The organism is Bradyrhizobium sp. C-145 (assembly GCF_023375135.1).
GTDB lineage: Bacteria > Pseudomonadota > Alphaproteobacteria > Rhizobiales > Xanthobacteraceae > Bradyrhizobium > Bradyrhizobium zhanjiangense.
This window is the reverse complement of sequence record NZ_CP088150.1, coordinates 2769471-2784823: the sequence shown is the minus strand read 5'-3', so window position 1 is coordinate 2784823 and position 15353 is coordinate 2769471. Positions and strand designations below refer to the sequence as shown.

Here is a 15353-nt window from a genome sequence, read left to right as displayed (position 1 = left end):
AATGTGGCCAAATCGATCAAGATGCGGCGATTTTGCCGGAACGCCCGTCATTCGGGCCAAGCCGTGCCGATTCGACGTGGCGCACGGTCCGCGCTCTCGTCCTTCAGCGCCACGCCGGTAACCTTTCGGGCAAGCCCCTCGCGCACCAGCCAGGCGATCTTGAAGGCGGCCTCGTCATAGCTCAACCCAGCATGATGGATGTTGGACACGCAATTGCGCTCGGCATCGGTGCGCCCAGGCTTCGGCGCGAAGGTCAGATAGGCGCCGAGACTGTCAGGCGCCGACAGGCCTGGCCGCTCGCCGATCAGCATCGCGACCATGTGCGCCCCGAGAATCGCGCCGATCTCGTCACCAAGGGCGACGCGCGCGCCTGAGGCGACAACGACACGGCCGATCGCGACGGCGCCATCGGCCGCGAGCAGCGGCAGCAGACGCGTCAGCAGCGCCACCGCATGGGCGTGGACCGCTGCCGCCGACAGGCCGTCGCCGATCACGACTGCCAGCTGGCACGGCGCCGAGGCACCTCGTGCTAGAAGCTCCGCTGATCCGGCATCAAGCTGTCGTCCGAGGTCCGGCCGCCGCAGATAGTCGCTGCGGTCGACCGCCCGGCTCCTCACCTCGGTCACGACCAGGCCAAGTGCACTGAGATCGGCGACCAGAGGCGGCACATCGAAGGCGGCATGCACGGCATCGCGGGCGCGGGCATGGTCCAGCGTGAAGTCGAGCAGCGCTCTTGTCGGCACGCTTGCGCCGCTGCGGCCCAGCGCAACGCGCGCGGGCGTGAACGCCCGCAGATCGAGCGTCGGACGGCGCGGCGGGGCCGGATCAGACATGTCGCATCATTCGGCGGGAACGGCGGCCTCGCGCAGGCGGATCGAGTAGTTCGAGGCGTTCTGCTTGCCGCTCGAAGCCGCGCGCGCGAAGGTGATGAGGTGATGCGCGATCGTGGCGCAGCCGATCAGGCCTTCGAGATCGCCGCGCCGGATTCGCCCCAAGGCAAACTTCCAGAACACGCGCCTGTAGTCGCCGAGCACCCCGATCTGCCAGAAGATGTTGCGCAGCATGATCAGGCCGCGCTTGATGTTGGGCCAGGTCTTCATCTCCGGTGCCACCGGCACGTTGAGACGGTTGGCATAGGTGTAATCGCACTGATGCTGATAGCGCGCATAGACCTTCTCGGGCGCGTAGGCGACCTCCATGCAATGCTTCCAGGACGAGACGACCTCGTCATAGGGCAGCAGGAATTCGACGTTGGAATCGCGGCCCTCATCGTGGACCAGACGCCCCTCGCGCTCCAGCCGGTCCCACAGCGGCGTCTTGGGCAGCGCCTGGAGCAAATTGATGGTGAGCAGCGGAATCTGCGATTCCTCGACGAAAGCGAGCAGTGCGTCCGACGTGTTCGGCTTGTCGGTGTCCAGCCCCATGATGATGCCGGACACGACCTCCATGCCGTAGGAGTTGATGGTGCGCACGCCCTCCAGGATCGGGACCATCATGTTGTGGTCCTTGTGCATCGCATGCAATGCATCCGGATCCGGCGTCTCGATGCCGCAGAAGATGGTAATGAAAAAGGCCTCGCGCATCTTCTCCAGGATCTCGGGCCGCTTGGCGATGTTGAGCGTCGCCTCGCAGGCGAGCCGCACCACGTAGCCGGTCCGCTTCTGCCATTCGATCAGATGCGGCAAGAGATCCATCGCGGCCTTGCGGTTGCCGATAAAATTGTCGTCGACGAAATAGACCGTGTCGGTCATGCCGCATTCGCGCAGGCGGTCGAGCTCGGCGATGATCTGCTCCGGCGTCTTGATGCGGGGATTGCGCCCGTAGAGGCCGGGGATGTCGCAAAACTCGCACTGATAGGGACAGCCGCTGGAATATTGAATGCTGCCGAGGAAGTACTTCTTCACGTCGGCGAGCTCGTAGGCCGGGATCGGAAACTCCGTCATCGGCACGCGGTCGTTGGTGGCGAGCACCACCTGCTGCTCGGGCCGCGACGTGTCGCGCGACAGGATCTCGATCAATTGGTTGGTGGCATCGCCGAGCTCGCCGACATGGAGATAATCGAAGGTCGGGTAATAGTCCGGGCAGGCGCTGACCGAGGGACCGCCGAGCGCGACGGGCAGATCGAATTCATGGGCGCGGCGGCAGATGTCGTTCATCTGCTGGCGCTGGATGTGCATGCCGCTGACGAAGACCACCTCCGCCCATTCGAACTCTTCCCTGGTCGTGCTGCGAAGGTTCTCGTCGACGAATTTGACCTGCCACTCTTTCGGAAGATAGGCGGAAATCAGCAGCAGCCCCTGCGGCGGCATGAAGGCGCGAACGCCGTCGGTCAGGGGATAGGAATATTCGAACGTCCCGAATGAGGAGGTGTAGCGCGGAAACACACAGAGAATCCGCCGGGACGTTCCGTTACTTTCAGCTCGCATCTATGCTCCCCCGCCACGCTCGACCGATGGTGCGGAAATTGCCAGCCAGACACATACCGTAATGCGGCTGCCGAAATTTCTCAATATTGTGGCATCCACTCAATTCGCGAGGGCCGCCAATAGTTTCCTGGGGAGCTGGCGTTTCCGCCGCCTCACGCGATCAGCCGTGAGGCAAAATCGGGCAATAGACCTGCATCGCCGGCAAGGCGGAAGTCGGCGCCCGCAATACCGGCCTGCACCAGCCAATCGTCGAATTCCGGCGCGCGGCGCAGGGAGAAGACGTCACGGACATAGAGCGCGTCATGAAAGGACGTCGACTGATAGTTCAGCATGACGTCATCGGCGCCGGGGACGCCCATGATGAAGGTGACGCCGGCGGCGGCGAGCAGCGTCAGGAGATTGTCCATGTCGTCCTGGTCCGCCTCCGCGTGGTTAGTGTAGCAGATGTCGACCCCGAGCGGCAGGCCGAGCAGCTTGCCGCAGAAATGATCTTCCAGCCCGGCCCGGATGATTTCCTTGCCGTCGTAGAGATATTCCGGGCCGATGAAGCCGACCACGCTGTTGACCAGCAGCGGAGCGAAGGCGCGGGCGACCGCATAAGCGCGCGCCTCGCAGGTCTGCTGGTCGACACCGTGATGGGCGCCCGCCGACAATGCCGAGCCCTGGCCGGTCTCGAAATACATCACGTTCTGCCCCACCGTGCCGCGCTTCAGCGACAGCCCGGCCTCTTGGGCTTCCCTTAGAAGCGCGAGGTCGACGCCAAAGCTGCGATTGGCAGCTTCAGTGCCGGCAACCGACTGGAAGACGAGATCCACCGGCACGCCCTGCCCGATCAGCGACAGCGTCGTCGTGACATGGGTGAGCACGCAGCCCTGCGTGGGAATCTTCAGTCGCGCGATGATCTCGTCGAGCAACCGCAGCAATTGGGCGATTACTGCGGGATCGTCGCTCGCCGGGTTGATGCCGATACAGGCATCGCCGGCCCCTAACAGGATGCCGTCGAGGATCGAGGCGGTGATGCCCCTGGCATCGTCGAACGGATGATTGGGCTGGAGCCGCGTGCTCATCCGGCCCTTCAGCCCGATGGTGTTACGGAAGGCGGTGGTGACCTCGCATTTCCGCGCCGCCAGGATCAGATCCTGGTTGCGCATCAGCTTCGAGACCGCGGCCGCCATTTCCGGCGTGATGCCGGGCGCAAGCATTTTCAATGCCTCGGGCGTGGCGGCGTCCGACAGCAGCCAGTCGCGGAAGGCTCCGACCGTCAGCGAGGCCACCGGCGCAAAGGCCTTTGCGTCGTGGCTGTCGATGACGAGGCGGGTGACCTCGTCGGTCTCATAGGGAATGACGGCTTCCTGCAGAAACTGTCCGAGCGGGACATCGGCGAGCGCCATCCGCGCCGCGATCATCTGCTCGGCGCTGGCGGCCGCGATCCCGGCCAGCCGGTCGCCGGAGCGCGGCGGCGTCGCCTTGGCGAGGAGGTCGCGCAGGTCCGGGAACGTGTAGGTCGTGGCGTCGATGGTGTGGCGGTAGACCAAGGGCCTCTCCAGGGGTCGTCGGCCAGTGGCCGAGTCCAAACTCAATCTCGAGCGCGATCCCGACGACAAGGGAATACGCTCTTGGCAGCCCCAGTGCACGCCGATCTTTGGGGGAGTCGCTCCGGACCCCCGGGCGCGATCTGCCGGAGGTCGATGAGGCATTCGCAACCGGCTGAAACATTTCGTATTTCCGCCGACCGGCCGGCTCTCCATGGGGCTGCGGCGTTAACGCCGCATCCATCTTCGTTCTGCATAATTTTGCATCAAATTCAAACGACCGCGCTCACCGGCCGCTCCAGGCCATCTCGGGCTTCTTGAACACCATGACATCAGACCGATCTGGGAATGCCGCCGGCCTCGCCGGCCGTTTCACGCTTGCCACCAAGCTCTACGCGATCTTCGCGCTGTTTGCGCTGCTCACGGCGGCGATCGCGATGCTGTCCGACTACAACAGCCGCCGCAGCGCCGAGCTGACGAGCGCGATCGAGACGGCCAACGCCGCCGCGCAGAACGTCGAGCGCGTCAACTCGCTGGTCTATGCGGTCGTGATGGAATCGCGCGGCGTCTACATGTCGACCGAGCCCGCCGTGGTGAAGAAATACGGCGAGGGTCTGCTCAAGTTCAACGCGCAGATCCTCGACGTCGTGAAGCGCTGGGAGACCATCGTCAAGGCCGACGATGCCGAGCAGTTTTCCACCTTCAAGAAGCGCATCGAGCAGTTCGTCGAGTTCCGCAAGGAGCTGGTGCGCCGCGGCATCGAGATCAATGCGGCCGCGGGCCGCGAATGGGGCGACAACGATGCCAATCGCAGCGTGCGCTCGGCGTTGAACAAGGATCTCGAAGCGCTCTCCAAGGTCTACGCCGAGCGCGCCAGGCAAATCGCCCAGCAGACCGAGACCAATCGTACGCTGTCTTTCGTCCTGACCTGCCTCGGCGGCGTGGCGCTGGCCCTGGTCGTGATCGGCATCGTCATCATCGCCCGCTCGATCGCACTGCCCCTCTCGGCCATCACCGCGACCATCAAGCAGGTCGCAGACGGGACCGAGAACGTCGTGGTGCCCTACAGCCGCCGCGCCGACGAGATCGGCGCGCTGGCACGCGCAATCGAGGTCTTCCAGGAGGCGATGGGCCGCAACCGCAATCTCGCCTCCCAGGTCTCGCACGACTCCGCCGCGCGCGAGGAGCGCGCCCGCCATATCGAAAGATCCGTCGAGGCATTTCGCGAAGCGATCGGCGCCGTCATGCGCGGCCTCAGCGACAATGCCTCCACCATGCGCGAGACCGCGCAGACCATCACGCGCGTCACTGCGGATGCGAATAATCGCGCCGGCACGGCGGCGAACGCCACCGAGCAGGCCTCGCACAACGTCTCGGCGGTGGCGAGTGCCGCCGAGGAACTGTCGGCCTCGGTGGAAGAGATCGGCCGCCAGGTGCGGCAATCCGCCGGCGCGGTCGAACAGACCGGCCAGCGCACCGAGAAGTCGATCTCCGAGATCGAGAGCCTCGCCGCCGCCACGCAACGCATCGACGGCGTGCTCAACCTGATCCAGGCGATCGCTGAGCAGACCAATCTGCTCGCGCTCAACGCCACCATCGAGGCCGCTCGCGCCGGCGATGCCGGCCGCGGCTTTGCCGTCGTCGCCCATGAGGTAAAGGCGCTCGCGGGCCAGACCGCCAAGGCCACCGCCGAGATCGGCGAGAACGTCTCGATGATCCAAGCCTCCACCCGCAATGCGGTCGACGCCGTCCGCGAGATCGGCGGCGCGGTGCGCGAGATCAACGAGGTCACCTCGGCGATCGCCGGCGCCATCGGCCAGCAGGACGCCGCCACGCGCGAGATCTCCTCCAACGCGCAATCGGCCGCGCAGGGCAACGAGACCCTGGTCGCCAACATCACCTCGCTGCGCGACGCCATCGGCGAGACCGACACGGCGGCAGCCTCCGTGCTGACGGCGGCGAGCAGCCTGACGGAGACGGCGGACACGCTGTCGCGCGAGGTGGAGAAATTCTTCCAGAACTTGCGCTCGGGCGCGGCGGACGGCCGCATCGCCAAGGCCGGGTGAACGCACGGCAAGGCCCGTTCGCGAAAAAGTCGAAAACGAGAGCGGCCTATCGTTGCAGTGATTGATCGACGAAGATGCGAACGCGGCCGACGTCCTCGATCTCGCGGTAGTGACTGAGCTCCTTTTGCAGTTCGGGATCCGAATTGGCCCAGGCCAACCAGTCGAACTCGAACGTGCTCAGCAGATAGGTATCCACGAGAATGACATTTGGCCGGCCGTTTCGCAGATCCGCCAGCAAATGCCGTCGTTCGAAATTGATGATGCCTTCCAATTTCGCCCGCCCCTCTTCGGTCGGTTGCGAACTGTTCTCGCGCAGTATTGCGCCGGCCGCCAAGAGCTGCGCACACGAGCTGCCCACCCAAGTGCCGCCGATCTGACGGACGAGCGGATGCCCCAGACCGATGTGGTCGGTGATCGTAAGCAGCCGCGGCTGCTTCACGACGGCCTGGACACGCTCCTGCAGCGGCGGAAACCCCGGAGCCGGTGAGGACAAATAGAGCCCGAGGGCCACAATCGTAGCGAGGCCACCGATCACGATGGGCATTCGCACCGTCTTCGTGCAAACCTGTAGCAACGGCGCCGCAATCGCAAACAGGCAAAGCGCGAAAGCGGTATATGGCCAACCCTTGCCCTGAACAAGGAAACCCGCGGCTCCGCCGACCGCTGCGGCCAGCCAAGGGATTGCATCACTCCGCATTTCGAGCGTTTCACGGCCAAACAGGCACAGGAAGCCGATGGAAGCCCCTATCACGGCAATTGGAATGGGGAGCAGGCTACCAAATTCCCTTCTGATCGGCAGATAGGCCTCGGCGACCATCGGGGCATAGGTGGAGAGATAGGCGGGGAAGACGACGACGACCACCACTCCGTAGCCGATGACAACAGCGGCGGCCGTGCATGCTTCCGAGGTGAACAAGGGCCTTAGAGAACGCCGGCGGAGCGCGCCCAGGAGGATCGGGAGGCCTGCCACCAGAGCAAAGAAGGGCTTGATACTCATGGCCAGCCCCGCCCCCGCTCCGGCGACGATCGCGATCCATCCAGGATCGAGCCCACGCCAGCGCAGTGCGGTGATGGCGACAAACGGGGTCAGTGCGATGACCGCGATGTGTTCACGTTGTCCGAATATGGCACCTGGTAGAATTGCGAGCAGAAGCGCAAACGACCATGTTGAAATACTTCGCTCCCGGGCTCCCAGCTTTGCGGCCGCGGCTGCTCGGTCCATCATCAGAAGCGCACCGGCGATCTCGACAATCACGAGCACGATGACGATGAATTCGGCTGCAACGCCGGTCATTCGCGCGAGCATCACCGCCGGCATGTACATGTAGACCGACAGGGGCGGGTTGGACTCGAAGAGGTCGACCCCAAGCTTCCGGCCATCCAGGATTTTTTCGTTTGCAGTCAGGAGCCAGCCCAAATCCGCGTTGAGAACGAGCGGGATTTGAATGACCAAGGCCGCCAGGAGGATCGCAGCCACGACAATCCAACGTCGTCTTGCGCTGAATTTGTCATCTAACAGACCCACGGCGTGACCTTCTCTTGCAGAGCAGCCCGTGGAGCCTTAAGCGACATCCGCATCCATCGGGCATCTGCGTCTTTAGCGTACGCGCCCTAAAAGAGGGTAACAGCCCTACCCCGCCATCACCCCGCCCCGCCGGATCAGTTCCTTGCCGACCGCGGCCAGGTGCACCTGGTCCGGCCCGTCGCCGATGCGGATGAAGCGGGCGTAGACGTAAGCGCGGGCGAGGAACGTGTCCTGCGAGACGCCGGCGGCGCCGTGGATCTGGATGGCACGGTCGATGACGCGGGCGGCCATGCTGGGCACCACGATCTTGGCGGCCGCGATCAGATCGCGTGCGGCCTTGTTTCCTTCGCGGTCCATCTTGTCGGCGGCCTGCAGGGTGAGTAGCCGCGCCTGCGCGATCTCGCAGAAGGAGTGCGCGATGTCCTCGCGCACCGAGCCTTGCTCGGCCAGCGGCTTGCCGAAGGCTGTGCGGAAAACCGCGCGCTGGCACATCAGTTCCAGCGCACGCTGGGCGCAGCCGATCAGCCGCATGCAATGGTGGATGCGGCCGGGCCCGAGCCGACCTTGCGCGATCTCGAAGCCGCGGCCCTCGCCGAGCAGGATGTTCTCGGCGGGCACACGGACGTTGTCGTAGACGATCTCGGGATGGCCGACCGGCGCGTCATCGTAGCCGTAGGTCAGCATGTCGCGGACGATGCGCACGCCGGGCGTTGCCTTCGGCACCAGGATCATGGATTGCTGGCGATGACGATCGGGATGGTCGGGCGCGGTCTTGCCCATCACGATCAGGATCTCGCAATCCTCATTCATCGCGCCTGACGTGAACCACTTCCGTCCGTTGATGACGTAGTCGCCGCCGTCGCGCCTGATCTCGCACTGGATGTTGGTGGCGTCGCTGGAGGCAACCTGCGGCTCCGTCATCGAGAAGCCGGAGCGGATGCGCCCCTCCAAGAGCGGCTTCAGCCAGCGCTCCTGCTGCGCCGGCGTGCCGTAGTTCGCCAGCACCTCCATGTTGCCGACATCAGGGGCCGAGCAGTTGAAAACCTCGGGCGCCCAGAGGATGCGGCCCATGATCTCCTTCACGGGGGCATATTCGAGATTGGTCAGGCTTGAGTTGGGAAGATCTGGGCCGTGCTCACCGGAGAGAAACAGGTTCCAGAGCCCCTGCTCCCGCGCCAGCCGCTTCAGGTCCTGGAGCACGAGCGGCGTCTTGTAGCGCGCAGCTTCCGGCTTGACCTGCTCGTAATAGAGCTCCTCGACAGGCTCGACATGCGTCCGCATGAATTGGCGGACGCGGTCTTGGAGCTCGAGCGAACGGGGAGAGTGTTGAAAGTCCATGGTGGCCTCCTCTTCCCTTCTCCCCTTGCGGGAGAAGGTGGCGCGAAGCGCCGGATGAGGGAGATCTCTCCTTGCGTCCAAATAAGAGTTGGACACGCGGAGAGATACCCCTCACCCGGCTCGCCGCTTCGCGGCGATCCACCCTCTCCCGCAAGGGGAGAAGGCCTCTGTGGCGTTCGCCACCGCTCACGTGCCGCGCAGCAGCTCGCTTGCCACGACCCAGTCATTGCCGTCGAACTGGAGCATGTAGCCGTCCTTGATCGGGCGGAAATCCTGCGGCGTGGTGTTGAGGGTGATGCCGGGCATCAGCAGCGACAGCGGCACGTTCTTCATGTTCGATGCCTGCGCCATGATGTTCTCGCGCGTCAGATTGTCCTTGCACTGCTTGAGAAGGACCACCAGCGCCTCGGCGACGGTGTAGCCGTAGAGGCCGGCGACGTTGTTGACGTCGGCATTGGGCAGGCGTTTCTTCATGAAGTCGATATAGGCGGACATCGCCGGATCGTCCTTCGGCTGCTCGACGAAAGGCTTGAGCGCGCCGAGCGACAGCACGCCCTTGCCGGCATCGAGGCCCGCCGGCACCATCACGGTCGCCTTGTTGGCGCAGCCGGAGGCGAGGAAGCGTGTCGGCTGCCAGCCGACCTCATGGGCCTTGCGGATCGCCTGCGCACAGGCGCGCGGCGTCACCGAATAGATCATGAAGACGTCAGCCTTGGTATTGGCGAGCGTCAGCACCTGGGAATCGACGGTAGGGTCGGCGACCTCGAAGCTCGAGGCCATCGCGATCGCCTTGTCGGCGTCGGCACCGAGCGCTTCCCTGATGCCGCGCAGATATTCCTTCCCGGCGTCGTCGTTCTGATAGAGCACCGCAAAGCGCGCATTCGGGTTCTTGGCGCGGGCATAGGCGACGTCGATCGCGGCTTCGCTGGTGTAGTTCGGCGCCCAGGGCAGCGCCATCGACCAGGGCATGTTGGCGGGATCGTTCCACTTCGAGGCCGAACTGATCAAGAACAGCTGCGGCACCTTGTTGCTGTTCAGGTATTTTGCGATCGCCGAGCTCGGCGCGGTGCCCATGGTGGCGAAGATGAAGGCGACGCCCTCGCCCTCGACCAACCGCCGCGCCGCTTCCATGGTCTTCGGCGGCGAGAACGCATCATCGAGCGAAACGAGATTGAGCTTGCGTCCGTTGACACCGCCCTTCTCGTTGACCTCATCGAAATAGGCTGCGATCACCCTGCCGGTGATGCTGAGCGGAGAAGCCGGCCCGCTATAGGGCATGGTGTTGCCGATCTTGATCTCGGTGTCAGTGACGCCGGGACCGTAGGATTTTTGCGCGGCAGCGGGCGTGGACAGACAGGCGGCAGCCAGCGCTGCGGCCAAGACCAAAGCGGCTTTCATGGTTTCTCCCGGTGATCTTTCGTCCGCGCGAGGCGGTCACGCGGCGCGCTGCTTCTTGTCAGCGCGCCAGCTCAGCGGAGTTCCGCAAGATGGTCTTGCGTCGAGTTGCTGATGGCCTCTTCCGCAGCTAGCGGCGCCGCTTCAAGCTGAAGCCGAGGCTGATCCAGCCGGCCCCCGCCATGATCAGGTCGATGCCGAGGAACAGGCCGAGGATGTAGACGCTGTTCACGGGCCAGCGCGCCACGATCAAGAGGCCGAGCAGCAGCGTGATGGCACCCGACAGCGCTACCCAAACCCAAGGGCTTTCGCGCTTCATGCTGAAAGCGAGAAACAGCCGGACGACGCCCGAGGCGACCAGCGATGCGCCCAGGAACAGCGTCAGCAGGACTGCCGCGAACAGTGGGTTCTCGAAGGTCAGGAAGCCCGCGATGACATAGAGCACGCCGAGCAAGGCCCAGACCAAAAACTTGCCCCAGCTCTTCATCTGAAATGCGCCGATGATCTCGGCCGCGCCCGCGACGATCATCATCGCGCCGACCACGATCACGCTCGCCACCGTCGCCATCACCACGCTGCCGAGCGCGACGAAGCCGGCGACGAGGTAGATGACACCGAGCGCGACGATCCAGCCCCATTTGGCATGCAGCGCCGCGATGCCAGAGCCAAGGCCAAGACGATGGGAGGTATCCGATGCACTTGTCATGACGCCACTCCTGCATGCGAAGCCCGGAGACACTCGCCAGGATAGCACAGGTCGATCCGGGGCGACAGCCAGCAGAGCAGCCGCTGACGGCAACAACATTGACGCAAATCAAGATCGAATGCGGCGCGTCAGGCGCGCGACCGCTCCATCTCGAGCTCGGCCTTGAGATTGTCGAGGTCGCGGTAGATCGAAGCAACCGCGAGCAGCCGGCCGCCCCTGCGGTATTTCAGCAGGCAGTCCTTGCCGGGTATGCTGCCGTCGATCGCGACGTCGTCGAAGTTCTCGGCGTGACCGACATAGTTGATCGGCACGTCGTAGTGCTGGGACCAGAAGAACGGCACGGCATCGAAGCGCTCGCGCTTGCCGAGCATGTTGCGCGCCGCGGTCTGACCTTGCCGCTCCGCCACCACCCAATGCTCGACGCGGATGGTCTGCCGTGAATGCGGATCGGGCCAGCGCGCGATGTCGCCGGCCGCGAAGATGCCGGATACGCTGGTTTCGAGATATTCGCTCACGCTCACACCGCGATCGGCGGCAAGGCCCGCTTGCTCGGCGAGCGAGAGGCGCGGCTTGACGCCGATGCCGACCACGACGAGATCGGCCTCGATCACCGCGCCGCTCTTCAGCGTCGCGCGCATGCCATCGAACTTTTCCACCGTATCCTTCAAGTGGAAGATGACGCCATTCTCTTCATGCAGTGACCGGACGAAATCGCCCATCTCGGCGCCGAGCACCTTCTGCATCGGCCGTTCTTCCGGCGCGACCACATGGACTTCCAGCTTGCGCGCGCGCAAGGAGGCCGCGACCTCGAGGCCGATGAAGCTGGCGCCGATCACGAGCACGCGTTTTGCGCTGCCTGCCGCGGTGATGATGGCGCGGCTGTCGGCGACGGATCGCAAGGTGTGGACATGCGGCTGGTCGGCTCCGGGGATCTGGAGCTTCACCGGCTCGGCCCCGGTCGCAAGCAGAAGCCGGTCGAACGGCAGCCTGTCGCCGTTGCCCAGCGTGACGCTGCGAGATTTGGGATCGATCGCAGAAACATTCGTGTTGAGCCTGAGATCGATACCGGCGTCCCGATAGTAATCCTCGGGCCGTAACGGCAGCCAGTCCTCCGGCGCGTTGCCGGCAAGATAGTCTTTGGAGAGGTTCGGCCGGTCGGCCGGCATCGCGCCGTCACTGCTCAGCATGGTGACGGCGCCGGCAAAGCCCTCGCGCCGGAGCGTGTCGGCCGCGGCGAAGCCAGCCGCGCCGCCGCCGACGATCACGAATTTCTCCGGCGTCGGCGCGCTGCGATGTGCTGCCGACGGCTTCGGTGCCTCTTGCTTGCGCTGAACGATGATGTTGTCCCGATCGCGCGTGACCTCCCACACCGCCAGCGCGTTCAGCGCCGGCGGGCGGGAGGCTTCGCCTGTACGCAGGGAGAAGCAGGCGTGATGCCATGGACAGCGGATGGTGTCGCCGACCACCAGCCCTTCGGCGAGCGGGCCGTGGTAGTGGCTGCAGGCCGGCTCGATCGCAAAAATCTCGCTGCCGAACTGCACCAGCAGGACATCTTCCTCGCCGACATGGCCGAGCAATTTGCCGTCCTTGAAATCGGCGGGCGACACGCCCCTGGTCAGATCGGGTCCGCTCGGCTTGTTGTCCTCGGTCATGGCACCGTCTCCTTGGCTCGCGCCGCGTGGCTCACGTGTCCGAATTGGCTAACCCCAACAACTCTTGTCGTGTCAGCGCATTGTCACGGAACACCCCCAGCATGCGACTGGTGACGAGATCGGTCCCGGGCTTGTACGCGCCGCGCGTGGTCATGCAGTGATGCGTCGCCTTGATGATGACGCCGACGCCTTGAGGCTCCAGCACGTCGTTGATGGTGTTGGCGATCTGCGCAGTCATCTTCTCCTGGATCTGGAGGCGCTTGGCATAGATGTCCACGACCCGCGCCAGCTTGGAGATGCCGACCACGCGCCCTTGCGGGATATAGGCGACCCAGGCGCGGCCAACGATCGGCGCAATATGGTGCTCGCAATGGCTTTCGAAGCGGACGCCGCGCAGGACGATCATCTCGTCATAGCCTTCGATCTCCTCGAAGGTCTTTTGCAGGATTTCGGTCGGATCCAGCGCATAGCCGGAAAAATATTCTTCGAAGGCACGCGCAACCCGATCCGGCGTGTCGCGCAGGCCGTCGCGCGCGGGATCATCGCCCGCCCAGCGGATCATGGTCCGGACCGCTTGCTCGACCTCCGCCCGATCAGGTCGCTCGGTTGGCCTCTGCGCCACCGCGACACGTTCCAGCTTGCGCACTTGCGACTTCATCTAGATCCTCCCTGCAACGAGCCGCGACATAGACGCGGCCCCACAGCTTGGACGGCTGCAATCGGAAAAGGTTCCCAGGATCAGGAAAAATCGGAAGGACGACAAGCCAGCCGCGAGACGAGAAACCGGCTCTATGAGGCCGCCTTCCGGACATCGAGCACGGCCTGCGCCCATTCGGCCGGCCGCTCCTGCGGCAAATTATGACCGGCGCCCGCGAACACGCGCCGTTCGAAAAAGCCCTCGAACTTACGCGCGTGATGGGCGGTGCCGGGATTGACGCCGTCGCTGTCGCCGTCGATCGCGATCGTCGGGACGCGGATCGGCGGTTGGCTTGCAAGCTTGGCCTCGATCGCGGCATAGGCGGGATCGCCCGCGACCAGTGCATAGCGGTGGCGATAGGAGTGGATCACGACATCGACGAAATCGGGATTGTCGAACGACGCGGCGCTCTTCTCGAACGTGGCGGCGTCGAATATCCATTTCGGTGACCACATCGACCAAAGCTGACGCGCAAAGCCGCGCCGGTTGCGCTCCAGCGCACGGCGGCCACGCTCGTTGTGGAACAGATATTGATACCAGAGCGCGGCCTCCTCCGGCGGTGAGGCCGGCTCCATCGCGCGGGCGATGTTCTGGATGTTGTAGGAATTGCCTGAGACGAGTCCGATCACGCGCTCCGGAAAGAGTGCTGATACCACGCAGGCGGCGCGTCCGCCCCAGTCATAGCCGCCGACGACCGCACGCTTGATGCCGAGTGCGTCCATGAAGGCCAGCAGGTCGGCGCCGAGCGCCGCCTGCTCGCCGGAGCGCAGCGTCTCGGCCGCACGAAACCGCGTCGGCCCGTAGCCGCGCAGCCAGGGCACCAGCACCCGAGCGCCGGCTTGTGCGATCAACGGCGCGGTTTCCGCGTAGGCGTTCACGTCATAGGGAAAGCCGTGGCCCATGATGCAGGGCCAGCCATCGGGCGCGCCGTAGTCCAGATAGGCGATGTCGAGGATATCGGTGGTGACGGTTTTTTGTTGCATGATTTGCTCACCGATTGACGCGATGTCGTAGCCCGGATGGAGCGCAGCGAAATACGGGATTCGCGGATGCAGGGCGTCCCCGCATTCCGCTTCGCTCCATGCGGGCTACAAGAGACGACGAGCCGATCTATCTCTGCGGACCGGACAGCGAGATGTCGCGTTCGGCGCGGAACACGTTGCTGTAGAGATTGGCGATCCACTGCCGGCCGATCTCGGTCTTGTTGAGATAGCCGATCTCGGTCTGGATGTGCGGTGCGACGCTGTTCCAGTAGAACTGCGGATAGCGGTTGACGATGTCGGCGGGCGAGTCGTAGCCGAGCTGGCGGTTGATGCCGACCTCTTCGAACTCGTAATAGAGCGCGTTGGCCTTGCGCAGATAGTTGGGATCGCCGAGCTGGCCGATGAAATCGGCGGCGCGCAGGATCGAGGCCTCGTCGTCGTACTCCTGGCCCTCGCGGGCCGGAAAGCGGGTACCTTCGATGGCGCGCGCGATGCGCTCAGAGTCGAGGCCGCGGATCGGCGGCAGCCGCCGACGCACAAAGAGTTTCGAGCGATCAACGTGATACATCATCAGACTGGCATCCGACGCGCCCCGCGGCAGCGACACCTTGGTCCCGGCCTCGTTGATGATGAAACCGTCGTCGTCATCCTCCGGAAACAAGCCGCGGACATAACCGATGTCATGAGCAAGGCAGGCGATCAGGATATGGAGGTAGTCGTCCGCCGCAAGATGCGCATGGAGATTGCGTCCCGTGAGGATCGCCTGAGCGGCCAGAGTCACCAGCATCGTATGCTCGATGTTGTGGTACAGCGCGTCGCTGTTGCCGATGCATTCCATCGCGGTGCGCGTCGAACCCTCCAGCACCCGGGCAGAGGGCTCGTCGTACCGGCGACGCATGAACGAGCCCAGCATCTTCTCCAGGGTCTCGGCCGCCAGTCGCGGTAACGTCATCATGGATGCAGCCCCGTCTGTCGATGGTATTCCACGCCAACTCCCGACGTTTCATTCTTGTCCTCGGCGCACCAGTCAGCA

The 15353-nt window shown here is 64.4% G+C and carries 12 protein-coding genes; 1 reads left to right on the top strand and 11 read right to left on the bottom strand.

Features of this window, described 5'->3' with window-relative positions; translation table 11 throughout:
• Nucleotides 1-47: 47 nt before the first annotated feature.
• The 3 genes from eutC to LRP30_RS12795 form a co-directional block, all read right to left on the bottom strand.
• Nucleotides 48-833 carry an ethanolamine ammonia-lyase subunit EutC gene (eutC, locus tag LRP30_RS12805; protein WP_128944834.1) on the bottom strand — a complete coding sequence of 262 codons (786 nt, stop codon included), beginning with the start codon at nucleotides 831-833 and terminating at the stop codon, nucleotides 48-50.
• Nucleotides 834-839: 6 nt separating this feature from the next.
• The gene (locus tag LRP30_RS12800) at nucleotides 840-2426 is read right to left on the bottom strand and encodes a B12-binding domain-containing radical SAM protein (RefSeq protein WP_091897464.1); all 1587 of its coding nucleotides are present in this window, start codon (nucleotides 2424-2426) and stop codon (nucleotides 840-842) included.
• A 152-nt stretch (nucleotides 2427-2578) separates the two neighbouring features.
• Nucleotides 2579-3961 (bottom strand): ethanolamine ammonia-lyase subunit EutB, encoded by a 1383-nt coding sequence (locus LRP30_RS12795; protein ID WP_249760539.1) that lies wholly within the window; start codon nucleotides 3959-3961, stop codon nucleotides 2579-2581.
• Nucleotides 3962-4284: 323 nt separating this feature from the next.
• Between LRP30_RS12795 and LRP30_RS12790 the strand changes: the two genes are divergently transcribed.
• Nucleotides 4285-6024: a methyl-accepting chemotaxis protein gene (locus LRP30_RS12790; RefSeq protein WP_249760538.1), complete on the top strand. Its 1740-nt coding sequence runs from the start codon at nucleotides 4285-4287 to the stop codon at nucleotides 6022-6024.
• 46 nt (nucleotides 6025-6070) lie between these two features.
• On the opposite strand, the gene LRP30_RS12785 is transcribed toward LRP30_RS12790, so the two are convergent.
• The 8 genes from LRP30_RS12785 to LRP30_RS12750 all read right to left on the bottom strand — a co-directional run bounded on the left by LRP30_RS12785 (nucleotide 6071) and on the right by LRP30_RS12750 (nucleotide 15275).
• Nucleotides 6071-7501, bottom strand: coding sequence for a hypothetical protein (locus tag LRP30_RS12785; protein WP_249760537.1), 1431 nt, complete (start codon nucleotides 7499-7501; stop codon nucleotides 6071-6073).
• Nucleotides 7502-7654: 153 nt separating this feature from the next.
• On the bottom strand, nucleotides 7655-8887 hold the full coding sequence (locus LRP30_RS12780) for an acyl-CoA dehydrogenase family protein (RefSeq protein WP_249760536.1): 1233 nt from the start codon (nucleotides 8885-8887) through the stop codon (nucleotides 7655-7657).
• Nucleotides 8888-9073: 186 nt separating this feature from the next.
• Nucleotides 9074-10285 carry an ABC transporter substrate-binding protein gene (locus LRP30_RS12775; protein WP_249760535.1) on the bottom strand — a complete coding sequence of 404 codons (1212 nt, stop codon included), beginning with the start codon at nucleotides 10283-10285 and terminating at the stop codon, nucleotides 9074-9076.
• Nucleotides 10286-10412: 127 nt separating this feature from the next.
• A complete protein-coding gene (locus LRP30_RS12770) occupies nucleotides 10413-10988 on the bottom strand; it encodes an HdeD family acid-resistance protein (protein WP_128939008.1) in 576 nt (191 codons plus the stop codon).
• A 128-nt stretch (nucleotides 10989-11116) separates the two neighbouring features.
• Nucleotides 11117-12640, bottom strand: coding sequence for an FAD-dependent oxidoreductase (locus LRP30_RS12765; protein ID WP_249760534.1), 1524 nt, complete (start codon nucleotides 12638-12640; stop codon nucleotides 11117-11119).
• 31 nt (nucleotides 12641-12671) lie between these two features.
• A complete protein-coding gene (gene folE / locus LRP30_RS12760; protein ID WP_091897446.1) occupies nucleotides 12672-13298 on the bottom strand; it encodes a GTP cyclohydrolase I FolE in 627 nt (208 codons plus the stop codon).
• Nucleotides 13299-13429: 131 nt separating this feature from the next.
• On the bottom strand, nucleotides 13430-14320 hold the full coding sequence (locus LRP30_RS12755) for an alpha/beta hydrolase (protein ID WP_249760533.1): 891 nt from the start codon (nucleotides 14318-14320) through the stop codon (nucleotides 13430-13432).
• Nucleotides 14321-14447: 127 nt separating this feature from the next.
• The gene (locus tag LRP30_RS12750) at nucleotides 14448-15275 is read right to left on the bottom strand and encodes an HD domain-containing protein (RefSeq protein WP_128935023.1); all 828 of its coding nucleotides are present in this window, start codon (nucleotides 15273-15275) and stop codon (nucleotides 14448-14450) included.
• Nucleotides 15276-15353 lie beyond the last annotated feature (78 nt).

Coding starts and splice junctions, on each gene's coding strand:
- LRP30_RS12780 (WP_249760536.1), bottom strand. CDS start 8,887: ATGGACTTTCAACACTCTCCCCGTTCGCTCGAGCTCCAAGACCGCGTC.
- folE (WP_091897446.1), bottom strand. CDS start 13,298: ATGAAGTCGCAAGTGCGCAAGCTGGAACGTGTCGCGGTGGCGCAGAGG.
- LRP30_RS12755 (WP_249760533.1), bottom strand. CDS start 14,320: ATGCAACAAAAAACCGTCACCACCGATATCCTCGACATCGCCTATCTG.
- eutC (WP_128944834.1), bottom strand. CDS start 833: ATGTCTGATCCGGCCCCGCCGCGCCGTCCGACGCTCGATCTGCGGGCG.
- LRP30_RS12765 (WP_249760534.1), bottom strand. CDS start 12,640: ATGACCGAGGACAACAAGCCGAGCGGACCCGATCTGACCAGGGGCGTG.
- LRP30_RS12800 (WP_091897464.1), bottom strand. CDS start 2,426: ATGCGAGCTGAAAGTAACGGAACGTCCCGGCGGATTCTCTGTGTGTTT.
- LRP30_RS12770 (WP_128939008.1), bottom strand. CDS start 10,988: ATGACAAGTGCATCGGATACCTCCCATCGTCTTGGCCTTGGCTCTGGC.
- LRP30_RS12750 (WP_128935023.1), bottom strand. CDS start 15,275: ATGATGACGTTACCGCGACTGGCGGCCGAGACCCTGGAGAAGATGCTG.
- LRP30_RS12790 (WP_249760538.1), top strand. CDS start 4,285: ATGACATCAGACCGATCTGGGAATGCCGCCGGCCTCGCCGGCCGTTTC.
- LRP30_RS12775 (WP_249760535.1), bottom strand. CDS start 10,285: ATGAAAGCCGCTTTGGTCTTGGCCGCAGCGCTGGCTGCCGCCTGTCTG.